Origin of the sequence: Tardiphaga sp. OK245, from assembly GCF_900108575.1 — a bacterium.
Classification (GTDB): domain Bacteria; phylum Pseudomonadota; class Alphaproteobacteria; order Rhizobiales; family Xanthobacteraceae; genus Tardiphaga; species Tardiphaga robiniae.
The window spans coordinates 141,975-154,676 of the sequence record NZ_FNWZ01000004.1 but is presented as its reverse complement, the minus strand read 5'-3'; the positions used below and the strand labels follow the sequence as shown (position 1 = coordinate 154,676).

Below are 12,702 nucleotides of genomic sequence, written 5' to 3'. Positions count from 1 at the left end.
GCCAAGGAGAATGCCGTGAGCGATGTCGTAAAGCTTGAACGTCATGATGAAGTCGCCATCGTCACGATCAACTCTCCCCCTGTAAATGCGCTGAGTGCGGCGGTTCGCCGCGGCATTTTTGAGAACGTCAAAACGGCCGCTGCCGATCCTGCCGTGAAGGCGATCGTCATCGCATGCGCAGGCCGTACCTTCGTTGCCGGCGCTGACATCACCGAATTCGGCAAGCCGCCGCAGTCGCCCGGATTGAGCGAAGTCATCTCGGAAATCGAGAATTGTTCCAAACCGGTGATCGCCGCGATCCATGGCACCGCGCTCGGCGGCGGCCTCGAGCTCACACTCGGCTGTCATTTCCGCGTGGCGACAAAAGAAGCCAAGCTCGGTCTGCCCGAAGTGAAGCTCGGCCTCCTGCCGGGTGCCGGCGGCACGCAACGCCTGCCGCGCGCAGTCGGTCCTGAACTCGGCGTCAAGATGGTCGTCACCGGCGATCCGATCAGCGCTGCTGAAGCCTTGAAGAACGGTCTGATCGAAGAGATCGTCGAGGGTCCGGCCTCGGGCGCAGAAGCTTTTGCGCGCAAGGTGATCGCCGAAAAGCGTCCGCTGCGCCTGCTGCGCAACGACGATTCCAAGCTCGCCGCCGCTCGCGCCGATCGCACCATCTTCACCAACGCCGCCGCAGCCGCCAACAAGAAGAACCGCGGCATGAATGCGCCGCTGGCCTGCGCCGAAGCCGTCAGCTGGACGCTCGATGTGCCGTTCGACGAGGCGCTCAAGAAGGAGCGCGAGATGTTCCTCAAGCTGGTCGCCGACGACCAGTCCAAGGCGCAGCGTTATGCGTTCTTCTCCGAGCGCGAAGCCGCCAAGGTCCAGAACGTGCCGGAAGGCGTCAAGCCGCGTCCGGTCGAGCGCGTCGCCATCATCGGCGCCGGCACCATGGGCGGCGGTATTGCGATGTCCTTCGCCAATGCCGGTATTCCCGTCACGCTGATCGAGACCGGCGAGGAGCAGCTCAAGCGCGGCCTCGGCATCATGCAGAAGAACTATGAAGCCACTGCAGCCCGCGGTGGCATTCCTGCCGATGCGCCCGCCAAGCGCATGGCACTGATCAACGGCGTCGTCGGCCTCGAAAACGTCAAGGATGTCGATCTGGTGATCGAAGCCGTGTTCGAGACCATGGCGATCAAGAAGGAAGTGTTCACCGCGCTGGATGCCTATGCCAAGCCGGGCGCCATTCTCGCCAGCAACACGTCCTATCTCAACATCGACGAGATCGCAGCCGTCACCAAGCGTCCGCAGGACGTGCTTGGCATGCACTTCTTCTCGCCGGCCAATGTCATGAAGCTGTGCGAAATCGTCCGCGCCGACAAGACCGCGCCGGACGCGCTCGTCACCGCTGTCGCTGTCGCCCGCAAGATCGCCAAGGTGCCGGCCGTGGTCGGCGTCTCCGACGGCTTCGTCGGCAACCGCATGCTCGCGGCCCGCTCCAAGCAGTCCGAGAAGTTGCTGTTCGAAGGCGCGCTGCCACAGCAGGTCGATGCCGTCGTCACCAAGTTCGGCATGCCGATGGGTCCGTTCGCCATGGGCGATCTCGCCGGCCTCGATATCGGCTGGCGCTCGCGCAAGGATCGCGGCATCACCTCGCCGATCGCCGATGCGCTCTGCGAAGCCGGCCGCTTCGGCCAGAAGACCGGCAAGGGCTATTACAAGTATGAAGCCGGCTCCCGTGCGCCGGTGCCGGATCCGGACGTCGAGAAGCTCATCGACGATACCTGCCGGAGCCTGGGCCTGACGCGCCGCGCCGTCAGCGATCAGGAGATCCTGGAACGCATGATGTATCCGATGATCAACGAGGGTGCCCGCATCCTCGAGGAGAAGGTCGCCTCGCGTCCGAGCGATATCGATGTGATCTGGCTCTATGGCTATGGCTGGCCGATCTATCGCGGCGGCCCGATGTTCTATGCCGATCAGGTCGGCCTCAAGCAGATCGTCGAGCGCCTGCAGTTCTACGCCAAGCAGACCAACGATCCGTCGCTGGAGCCGGCCGCGCTGCTGAAGAAGCTGGCGGATGAAGGCAAGACGTTTGCGTCACTGGCGAAGGGCTAGTTGTGGTGACGCGAGCACGATGTGCTCCCCTCCCCCTTGCGGGGAGGGGCCGGGGGCGCGGGTCCCCGGGCGACGTCACTTGTGGCTTACCCCCCTCCCTGACCCTCCCCCGCAAGGGTGGAGGGAACATTGGCGCCGTGCGCTCCTTATGTAAGCAGGCCACGCCATGACCCATCCCGGCGAACAGCACTACCCACCGGGCGTCACCTGGGACGCGCCGATTGCGCGTGGGTCGCTGCCGGGTCTGCTTGCCGACTCCATTGCAAAACATGGTGACCGCACCGCCATCGAATTTCGGGATCAGCCGATCTCGTTCAATGATCTGCAGGCGCGCGTCGATGTCGTCGCCGCCGCGCTGATGCGCGCCGGCTATGGCAAAGGCTCCTCCATCGGCATCTTCCTCGGCAATACGCCGGATCATCCGGTGCATTTCTTCGGTGGCCTCAAGGCAGGCGCGCGGCTCGTGCATCTGTCGCCGCTCGATGGCGAGATCGCGCTGTCGCACAAGCTCAAGGATTCCGGCGCGCGCGTGCTGGTCACCAGCAACCTTGCGGCGTTGCTGCCGATGGCGCTGAAGTTTCTCGACAAGGGGCTGCTCGACAGGCTGATCGTCTGTGAAGACAATGACTGGGGCGCTGTGAACAATCCGCAGCTGCCGCTGCCGGAAAATCCCGCGATTGTCACTTTCCGCAATTTCACCGCGGGCGCCACGCCGCCGACGCAGTGGCCGGAGATTTCGGCCGATGACGTCGCGCTGCTGCAATATACCGGCGGCACCACCGGCCTGCCCAAGGGCGCGATGCTGAGCCACGGCAATCTCACCTCGGCGGTCTCGATCTACAATCTATGGGGCGCGCCGGCACGCGCCGGGCGCAATAGGATCGAGCGCGTCATCTGTGTGCTGCCGCTGTTTCATATCTATGCACTGACCGTGATCCTGCTGAGCCGCATCAGCCTCGGAGACACCATCTCGCTGCACCAGCGCTTCGATGTCAGCCGCGTGCTCGACGATATCGAGAAAAAGAAGGCCACCGTCTTTCCCGGCGTGCCCACCATGTGGATCGCCATCGCGGCCGATCCGTCGCTGGAGACCCGCGATCTGTCGTCGCTGGTGTCGGCGGCCTCTGGCGGCGCGCCGTTGCCCGATGAAGTGGCGCGTCTGTTCGAGCGCAAGACTGGCCTGTCGCTGAAGAGCGGCTGGGGCATGACCGAAACCTGCTCGCCCGGCACCAGCCATCCGCCCGGCGGTCTCGACAAGCCGGGCTCGATCGGCCTGATGCTGCCGGGGATCGACATTGACGTTGTGTCGCTCGATGACCCGACCAGGGTGCTCGGCACCGGCGAGACTGGTGAAATTCGCATCAAGGGGCCGAACGTCACCAAAGGCTACTGGAACCGCGCGCAGGAGAGTGCCGAGTCATTCGTCGGCGATCGCTTCCTCACCGGCGATATCGGCTACATGGACGAGGACGGCTTCTTCTATCTGGTCGATCGCAAGAAGGACATGATCATCTCCGGCGGTTTCAACGTCTATCCGCAGATGATCGAGCAGGCGATTTACGAACATCCGTCGGTGCAGGAAGTGATCGTCATCGGTGTAACCGATCAGTATCGCGGCGAGGCGGCCAAGGCCTTTATCAGGCTGCGCAATGGCGCGGCGCCGTTCACCATCGACGAGCTGCGCGCGTTTCTCACCGGCAAGCTCGGCAAGCATGAACTACCGGCCGCCCTGGATTTCGTCGACGATTTGCCGCGCACCGCGGTCGGAAAACTCTCGCGCCACGCCTTGCGCGGGTTGCAACCCACGCCCATCATGAACCAAGAAACAACCTCGCAACAACAAACCGCCTCTGGAGGACTCCGCCCATGACCGAAGCCGTTATCGTTTCCACCGCTCGTACGCCGATCGGCAAGGCCTTTCGCGGCGCCCTCAATGCCACCGAAGGCGCGACGCTGCTCGGCCATGCGATCGAGCATGCCGTCAAGCGCGCCGGCATCGATCCCAAGGAAGTCGAAGATGTGGTGATGGGCGCAGCCCTGCAGCAGGGCGCGACCGGCGGCAACATCGCACGCAAGGCGCTGCTCCGCGCCGGCCTGCCGGTCACGGTTGGCGGCACCACTATCGATCGTCAGTGCGCTTCGGGCCTGCAGGCGATTGCGCTCGCAGCGCGTTCGGTGATTTTCGACGGCGTCGAGATCGCGGTTGGCGGCGGCGGCGAGTCGATCTCGCTGGTGCAGAACGAGCATGCCAACAAGTTCCACACCGTCGATCCCGAACTGATGAAGATCAAGGGCGACGTCTATATGCCGATGCTCGACACTGCCGAGACGGTGGCCAAGCGCTACAACATCTCGCGCGAACGCCAGGACGAGTATTCGTTGGAGAGCCAGCGCCGCACCGCAGCCGCGCAGCAGGGCGGCAAGTTCAACGATGAACTGGCGCCGATCTCCACCAAGATGGGGGTCGTCGACAAGGCGACCGGCGAAGTCTCGTTCAAGGACATCACGCTGTCCAAGGATGAAGGCCCGCGTCCAGAAACCACTGCCGAAGGCCTCGCCGGTCTGAAGGCCGTGCGCGGCGATGGCTTCACCATCACCGCCGGCAATGCCTCGCAGCTTTCGGACGGCGCCAGCGCCACCGTGATCATGAGCGACAAGCTCGCCGCCCAGAAGGGCCTCAAGCCGCTCGGCATCTTCCGCGGCTTCGTCTCCGCCGGTTGCGAGCCGGATGAAATGGGCATCGGTCCGGTGTTCGCCGTGCCGCGTCTCTTGAAGCGTCATGGCCTCAAGATCGAGGACATCGATCTCTGGGAACTCAATGAGGCCTTCGCCGTGCAGGTTCTGTATTGCCGCGACAAGCTCGGCATCGATCCGGAGAAGCTCAACGTCAATGGCGGCGCGATCTCGGTCGGCCATCCCTATGGCATGTCGGGCGCACGTCTCGCTGGTCACGCACTGATTGAAGGCCGTCGCCGCAAGGCGAAATATGCCGTCGTCACCATGTGCGTCGGCGGCGGCATGGGCTCCGCCGGCCTGCTCGAAATCGTTCAGTAATTACAAATCTGCTCACAAGGAGGATCCGATGGATCTGAGCTTCAGCAAAGAAGAAACAGCATTCCGCGACGAGGTGCGCACCTTTTTCCGCGAAAGCCTCGACCCGGCGGTGCGCAAGAAACTGCAGGAAGGTCACCACACCAGCAAAGACGACCTGGTGAACTGGCAGCGCACGCTCAACAAGAAGGGCTGGGCCGTCCCGCATTGGCCGCAGGAATATGGCGGCACCGGCTGGAGCGCCGCCAAGCAGTACATCTTCCTGGAAGAGCTGCAGAAGACCCCAGCGCCGCCGCCACTGCCGTTCGGCGTCAACATGGTCGGTCCGGTGATCTACACTTTCGGCAATGAGCAGCAGAAGAAGCACTTCCTGCCGCGCATCGCCAATATGGACGATTGGTGGTGCCAGGGCTTCTCGGAGCCGGGCTCGGGTTCGGACCTTGCCTCGCTGAAGACCACAGCGAAGAAGAAGGGCGATACCTATATCGTCAACGGCCAGAAGACCTGGACCACGCTCGCGCAACATGCCGACTGGATCTTCTGCCTCTGCCGCACCGACCCCGATGCGAAGAAGCAGTCGGGCATCTCCTTCATCCTCATCGACATGAAGTCGAAGGGCATCACCGTCCGTCCGATCCAGACCATCGATGGCGGCGTCGAAGTCAACGAAGTGTTCTTCGATGAGGTCGTGGTGCCGGCCGAGAATCTGGTTGGTGAAGAGAACAAGGGCTGGGACTACGCGAAATTCCTGCTCGGTAACGAGCGCGTCAACATCGCGCGCGTCGGCATGTCGAAGGAGCGCATCCGCCGCATCAAGGAGCTGGCGTCCAGCGTGATGTCCGGTGACAAGCCGCTGATCGAGGATCCGCAGTTCCGCCAGAAGCTCGCGGCTACCGAGATCGAGCTCAAGGCGCTCGAACTGACGCAGATGCGCGTCGTCGCCGCCGAAGGCAAGCACGGCAAGGGTAAGCCGGATCCGGCCTCGTCGATCCTCAAGATCAAGGGCTCGGAAATCCAGCAGACGCTCACCGAGCTGCTGCTCGAAGTCACTGGCCCGTTCGCATTGCCGTTCATGCCGGAAGGCGAGGGGCAGAACGAAGAGGGCGACTGGGCCTCGCCGATCGCGCCGACCTATTTCAACTACCGCAAGGTGTCGATCTATGGCGGCTCCAACGAGATCCAGCGCAACATCATCGCGAAAGCGGTGCTGGGGCTTTGATGTCTTCCTTCTCCCCGCTTGCGGGGAGAAGGTGGTCCGATTGCGCGTAGCGCATTCGGACCGGATGAGGGGGAGCCTCCGCCGGCTCGGGGCCCGCGGATAGTCCCCCTCACCCGAAGGCTCCGCTTCGCTCGCCCTCGACCTCTCCCCGCAAGCGGGGAGAGGTTAGGGAGCTTAAACACATTCACACGCGCGTTACGCGCGATCCGAGAGAGAAAGACCATGGATTTTGATTTGTCGGAGGAGCAACGCCTCCTCAAGGACAGCGTCGACGGCCTGCTGAAATCGTCCTACGAATTCGAGGCGCGCAAGAAGTATCGCGCCGAGAAGGGCGGCTGGAGCCGCGATGTCTGGGGCAAGTTTGCCGAACAGGGCCTGCTCGGCCTGCCGTTCTCCGAGGACGATGGCGGCTTCGGCGCCGGTCCGATCGAGACCATGATCGTGATGGAAGCGCTGGGCCGTAATCTCGTGGTCGAGCCCTATCTTGATACGGTCGTGCTCGGCGGCGGTTTCCTGCGCCGCGCCTCTGCGGAGCAGCGTGCTGCGCATCTGCCCGGGATCATCGACGGCTCCAAGACCATGGCTTTCGCACAGGTCGAGCGTGATTCACGCTATGACCTCGGGGACATCAAGACGTCGGCCAAGAAGAGCGGTTCGGGCTACACGTTGTCCGGCGAGAAGTTCGTCGTCGGTCACGGCGATACTGCCGATACGCTGATCGTCACCGCGCGCACTGCCGGTGGCCAGCGCGACGCCAAGGGCGTCGGCGTGTTCCTGGTGCCCGCCAATGCCAAGGGCGTCGACATCAAGGGCTATGAGACGCAGGACGGCAGCCGCGCCGCCGATATCAAGCTGAACAATGTCGAGGTCGGCGCAGATGCTGCGATCGGCAATGCCGAGGATGGCTTGTCGATCGTCAATCAGGTCGTCGATGACGCGCGCATCGCACTGTGTGCCGAAGCGGTCGGTGCGATGGAAGAGGCGCTGAAGATCTCCGTCGAATACATCAAGGAGCGCAAGCAGTTCGGCGTCGCCATCGGCTCGTTCCAAGCGCTGCAGCACCGTGCGGCCGACATGTTCACCGCGCTGGAGACTGCGCGCAGCATGTCGTTCCTGGCCTCGATGGCGTCGAGCTTCACCGATCTCGACGAACGCACCAAGACGGTCGCCGCTGCCAAGGTGCAGATCGGCCGCTCCGCGCGCTTCGTCGGCCAGGGCGGCGTGCAGCTGCATGGCGGCGTCGGCGTGACTATGGAATACAAGATCGGCCACTACTTCAAGCGGCTGACCATGATCGAGCAGCAGTTCGGCGATGCCGATTATCACCTGCGCCGCGTCGCGCAGGCGGGCGGGATCACGGAGTAACGACACGCGCGTCGTTCCAGCCACATACTCGTCATTCCGGGGCGCGCGAGCGTCAAGCTCGCGCGAACCCGGAATCCCGAGATGGAAGGCTTCGTGCAAAACACGTCGAGATTCCGGGTTCGCGTCCGGCAAGCGCCGGCCACGCCCCGGAATGACGAGCTAGAGACTCAAAACCATCAAGGAGACCGCCCGTGAAAAATCCATTCGATCTCACCGGTAAGGTCGCCGTCATCACCGGGTCCAGCCGCGGCATTGGCAAGGCCTCCGCGGAATTGCTCGCCAGCCTCGGTGCCAAGGTTGTCGTCTCCAGCCGCAAGGCCGATGCCTGTCAGGCCGTGGTCGATGGCATCAAGGCCAATGGCGGTGATGCCCATGTCATTCCCTGCAACATCTCGCGCCGCGACGAGGTCGAAGCTTTGATCGATGGCACCGTGAAACATTACGGCCCGATCGATATTCTGGTCTGCAATGCCGCGGTGAATCCCTATTACGGTCCGCTGCTCGATATTGCGGATGAGGCCTTTGACAAGATCATGGGATCCAACGTCAAGAGCAACATCTGGCTCTGCGCCAAGGCGATCCCGGCCATGGCCGAGCGCGGCAAGGGCTCTGTCGTCATCATCTCATCCATCGGCGGTCTGCGCGGGTCCACGGTGATTGGCGCCTACGGCATCTCCAAGGCTGCCGACTTCTCCCTGTGTCGCAGCCTCGCCGGCGAATGGGGACCGAAGGGCGTGCGCGTCAATTGCATCGCGCCGGGTCTGGTGAAGACCGACTTCGCGAAAGCGCTGTGGGAAGACGAGGCCAATCTCAAGCGCCGCACCGCGACCACGCCGCTGCGCCGGATCGGTGAGCCCCACGAGATCGCCGGCGCCGTCGCCTATCTCGGCTCGGATTCCTCCACCTTTATGACCGGCCAGACCATCGTTATCGATGGCGGCGTAACGACCGCATCGGTGTAAGTATCGCCTGACCCACGCTCGTCATTCCGGGGCGCGAGCGCCGTTAGGCGATCGCGAACCCGGAATCTCGACATCGGAGTCTCCGTCGAGCCAAGCCACTCAGGGATTCCGGGTTCGCGTCCGGCTCGCGCCGGCCGCGCCCCGGAATGACGGACGTGAATGCTGCGCTCCGTCCGGACTACGGCACGTGAAGTCGCTCGAAACAATTCTCCCGCGGTAACTCCCCACCGCCTGCCTCAATCCTTTCCCGTTTTTTAACACTTAGGGCGCACGGATAGCCGCAGCTGGAGAGTTCCCGTGCGGCAGACGGATATCGCGATCATTGGTGGCGGCCTCGCCGGGTCGACGGCTGCGGCGATGCTCGGTCGCGCCGGTGTGTCTGCAATCCTGATCGAGCCGCATCAGGTCCATCCGCCCGAACTCCGCTGCGAGAAGATCAGCGGCGGCGTCCAGCTCGAGCGGCTCCGCAAGACGGGTCTCGTCGATGCGGTGCTCGGTGCCGCCACCCATGACGACGAGATCTGGATCGCGCGTTTCGGCCGCGTGATCGACAAGCGCCCCAGCCAGCAGCACGGCTTTCTCTATGACACGCTGGTCAATACCGTGCGTGGCCAGATCCCGTCATCTGTCGAGACCATTCACGCCAAGGCGACGTCGATCGCCACATCGGATGACCGTCAGACCATCGGCCTGTCCAATGGCGAGGAGATTTCCGCGCGTCTCGTTGTGCTCGCCAACGGCGCCAGCGTCAGCCTGCGCAATCAGCTCAATATCGGCCGCCCGGTCATCTCGGCCAATCATTCGATCTCAGTGGGTTTCGATATCGCGCCCGTCGGCCGTGAACGTTTTGCCTTTCCGGCGCTCACTTATTTCGCGGAAACCACGGTTCATCGCACCGCCTATGTCACGCTGTTCCCGATCGGCGACACGATGCGCGGCAATCTGTTCGTCTATCGCGAGACCGACGATCCCTGGATTCGCCAGATGCGCCGGACGCCCGAGGCGGCGCTTGACGCCTGCCTGCCGAAACTGCGCGCGCTGATCGGCGACTACAAGATATCCGGCGATATCAGGATCCGCCCCATCGATCTCTATGAGAGCGACAATGTGGTCCAGCCTGGCGTCGTGCTGGTTGGCGATGCCTTTGCTTCGCCGTGCCCGGGCAGCGGCACCGGCACCGACAAGGTGTTCACCGATGTCGCGCAGCTCTGCAGCGTGCATATCCCGAACTGGCTAGCGACTTCAGGCATGGGCGCCGACAAGATCGCGCAATATTACGCCGATCCGTTGAAGCTGGAATGCGACGCCTGGGCCACCGGCAAGGCGTTCAAGCTGCGCTCAGTCACTGTCGAGAATTCGCTGTATTGGCGCACACAGCGCTGGGCACGTTTCTTCGGCCGGCTGGGCGAGGGCATGGTGCGGCGGGCCCGCGAGACGCTGCCGCGCGAACTGGCGATGGTCGCGTCCGCTCTGGTCATGATGATCGACTCGGCGACCTGACCGCCGGCGCTGCCGCTTGACGCGCCCGCGCTAATCCGGTTGCCTGCGCCTCCCAACACAACGCGACCACAATCTTTCGGGAAGAAACGTCATGTCTTTCGTGATGGCCATCGATCAGGGCACCACATCCTCGCGCGCGATGATCTTTCGCGCCGACATCTCGATCGCGGCCTCCGCGCAGCAGGAATTCCCGCAGCATTTCCCGGCCTCCGGCTGGGTCGAGCATGAGCCGGAGGATATCTGGACCTCGACGCTGGCCGTTTGCCGCGAGGCGATGAAGAAGGCCGACGTGACCGCGAAGGATATTGCCGCGATCGGCATCACCAATCAGCGCGAGACCGTGGTGGTGTGGGACCGCGTCACCGGCCAGGCTGTGCACCGTGCCATCGTCTGGCAGGACCGCCGCACCGCGGAGATCTGCGCGCAGATGAAAGCCGACGGCCATGAGCCGTTGATCACGCAAAAGACTGGCCTGATCATCGATCCGTATTTCTCCGGAACGAAAGTGGCGTGGATTCTCGATCATGTCCCCGGCGCGCGCGACCGCGCCGAGCGCGGCGAATTGCTGTTCGGCACCGTCGATTGCTATCTGCTGTGGCGGCTGACGGCGGGGAAGGTGCATGCCACCGACGCCACCAATGCCTCGCGCACGCAGTTGTTCAACATCCACACCGGTGAATGGGACGATGAGCTGCTGAAGCTGCTGCGCGTGCCCAAGGCGATGCTGCCCAGGGTGCAGGACTCTTCGTCGGATTTCGGCAGCACCGATCTGTTCGGTGGCACGATCATCATCGGCGGCATTGCCGGGGATCAGCAGGCTGCAACCATCGGGCAGGCCTGTTTCGCGCCGGGCATGATCAAGTCGACTTATGGCACCGGCTGTTTTGCGCTGCTCAACACCGGCACGACGCCGGTGCAATCGAAGAACAAGCTGCTCACAACCGTGGCGTATCAACTCAACGGCGTGCGCACCTATGCGCTGGAAGGTTCGATCTTCGTTGCCGGCTCCGCCGTGCAGTGGCTGCGTGACGGGCTCGGCATCATCAAGAGCGCGGCCGAAAGCGGGCCGCTCGCTGATCAGAACGATTCTTCGCAATCGGTCTATCTGGTCCCGGCCTTTGTCGGCCTCGGCGCGCCTTACTGGAATCCCGATGTGCGCGGAGCGCTGTTCGGACTGACGCGCAACACCGGCCCGGCCGAACTCGCCCATGCCGCGCTGGAAAGCGTCTGCTATCAGACGAGGGATCTCTATGCGGCGATGCGTGCTGACTGGCCCGATGTCTCCGCTGCGACTGTCGTGCTGCGCGTCGATGGCGGCATGACCGCATCGGACTGGACCATGCAGCGTCTCGCCGATCTCCTGAATGCACCAGTCGATCGCCCGATGATCCAGGAAACCACCGCGCTGGGTGCTGCCTATCTCGCCGGTCTCACGGCCGGCGTATTTCCGGAGCCTGCCAAATTCGCCGACAACTGGCGGCTCGAACACCGCTTCAAGCCGGCCATGAGCGAAGCCACACGGACACGAAAACTGAAGGGCTGGGCGCAGGCAGTGAAGGGCGTATTGGCGAGCGATCCGGGGAAAGATTGAAAGCTTGCTCACCAAACAGAAAGAGCCGCCTGTGCGGGCGGCTCCTATAATGGTCATGTCAGGCTGACCGTGCCTGTTGTTGGTTGTTAGCGCCAGCCGCGATGCCGTCCGCGCGACCAGCCATAATGATGGCCGCGTCCGCGGCCCCAGCCGTAATGATGTCCACGCCCGCCGCGGTGCATGCCGTGATGTCCGCCGCCATGGCCACGAATCTGGATGATGTCGCTGGCGGTGCTCGCAGGTGCAAGCCCACCGACCGGCATGGCGTTCGCTGGAAGCATCAGGCCCAGACCCAGGAGTGCCGCGGCTGCCGTCGCGATCATGGTACGTTTCATTTCAACCCTCCAAACGCAAATATTGCGCATACGACAAGCTGCGGCCTTCCTGATCGTTCCGTCGCCACGGGATTGAAACGATAACTTTGCCGGGACCGGAATTCGTCGCGGCAGTGGTAGAGAGAAAATAATCCCTCGCGCTCTATTGACGAAAATCCTATATGGGTCTATATGCCTTTTATCTCGTTCGCGAGGGGCGCTTCTAGAGGCGTCTTGAAGTGGGACTGGGATGCGGCGCCTGCGGGTGTGGGGTGACGTACCCTGCGCACTCGGGAGGCCTTGGGTCACCGTCCGGCCCCACTACGGGGGTCTGCCACTCATGCTGGCTGGACGTGGCATTGGTGAACGGCGGGAAACCGTCGGGATCAGCGGAGTGCGGAGCTCTGCGCCTTTGCCCGGAAGAACGGTCCCGGGGACAGAAATCGCCACGGTGGAGCGTCGAAAGGCGTTTCCGCGGCCTCTGTTGTCCGGCGATCCGGACAGTACGCTGCGGCACTGTACCCAAGTCGCGCCTTTCGGCGCTTCATCTCCCTCATTCTTGAGGGAGCCCCCCGGGACTGCCACGCACGCGCTCAGGCG

The 12,702-nt window shown here is 63.3% G+C and carries 9 protein-coding genes; 8 read left to right on the top strand and 1 reads right to left on the bottom strand.

From position 1 onward, the window contains the following. Positions 1 to 15: 15 nt before the first annotated feature. From BLW80_RS19290 to glpK, 8 genes are all read left to right on the top strand, one after another. Positions 16 to 2,100, top strand: a complete 2,085-nt coding sequence (locus BLW80_RS19290) for a 3-hydroxyacyl-CoA dehydrogenase NAD-binding domain-containing protein (protein WP_093759244.1) — start codon at positions 16 to 18, stop codon at positions 2,098 to 2,100. Positions 2,101 to 2,266: 166 nt separating this feature from the next. Then, positions 2,267 to 3,970, top strand: a complete 1,704-nt coding sequence (gene pimA / locus BLW80_RS19285; protein ID WP_093759243.1) for a dicarboxylate--CoA ligase PimA — start codon at positions 2,267 to 2,269, stop codon at positions 3,968 to 3,970. Beyond that, positions 3,967 to 5,154: an acetyl-CoA C-acyltransferase gene (locus BLW80_RS19280; RefSeq protein ID WP_092138786.1), complete on the top strand. Its 1,188-nt coding sequence runs from the start codon at positions 3,967 to 3,969 to the stop codon at positions 5,152 to 5,154. The genes pimA and BLW80_RS19280 overlap by 4 nt, the downstream gene beginning before the upstream one ends. Before the next feature lie 28 nt (positions 5,155 to 5,182). Next, positions 5,183 to 6,370 (top strand): pimeloyl-CoA dehydrogenase large subunit, encoded by a 1,188-nt coding sequence (gene pimC / locus BLW80_RS19275; protein WP_089261586.1) that lies wholly within the window; start codon positions 5,183 to 5,185, stop codon positions 6,368 to 6,370. 222 nt (positions 6,371 to 6,592) lie between these two features. Beyond that, positions 6,593 to 7,735 carry a pimeloyl-CoA dehydrogenase small subunit gene (gene pimD / locus BLW80_RS19270; protein WP_089261584.1) on the top strand — a complete coding sequence of 381 codons (1,143 nt, stop codon included), beginning with the start codon at positions 6,593 to 6,595 and terminating at the stop codon, positions 7,733 to 7,735. Positions 7,736 to 7,926: 191 nt separating this feature from the next. Next, positions 7,927 to 8,697 (top strand): SDR family NAD(P)-dependent oxidoreductase, encoded by a 771-nt coding sequence (locus BLW80_RS19265; protein WP_089261580.1) that lies wholly within the window; start codon positions 7,927 to 7,929, stop codon positions 8,695 to 8,697. Positions 8,698 to 8,994: 297 nt separating this feature from the next. Then, entirely contained in the window at positions 8,995 to 10,197 is a 1,203-nt protein-coding gene (locus BLW80_RS19260) for an FAD-dependent oxidoreductase (RefSeq protein WP_093759242.1), read from the top strand. A gap of 91 nt (positions 10,198 to 10,288) precedes the next feature. Next, the gene (glpK, locus tag BLW80_RS19255) at positions 10,289 to 11,788 is read left to right on the top strand and encodes a glycerol kinase GlpK (protein ID WP_093759241.1); all 1,500 of its coding nucleotides are present in this window, start codon (positions 10,289 to 10,291) and stop codon (positions 11,786 to 11,788) included. Positions 11,789 to 11,874: 86 nt separating this feature from the next. On the opposite strand, the gene BLW80_RS19250 is transcribed toward glpK, so the two are convergent. After that, complete coding sequence (locus BLW80_RS19250) at positions 11,875 to 12,123, bottom strand: hypothetical protein (RefSeq protein ID WP_089261574.1); 249 nt, start codon at positions 12,121 to 12,123, stop codon at positions 11,875 to 11,877. Positions 12,124 to 12,702 lie beyond the last annotated feature (579 nt).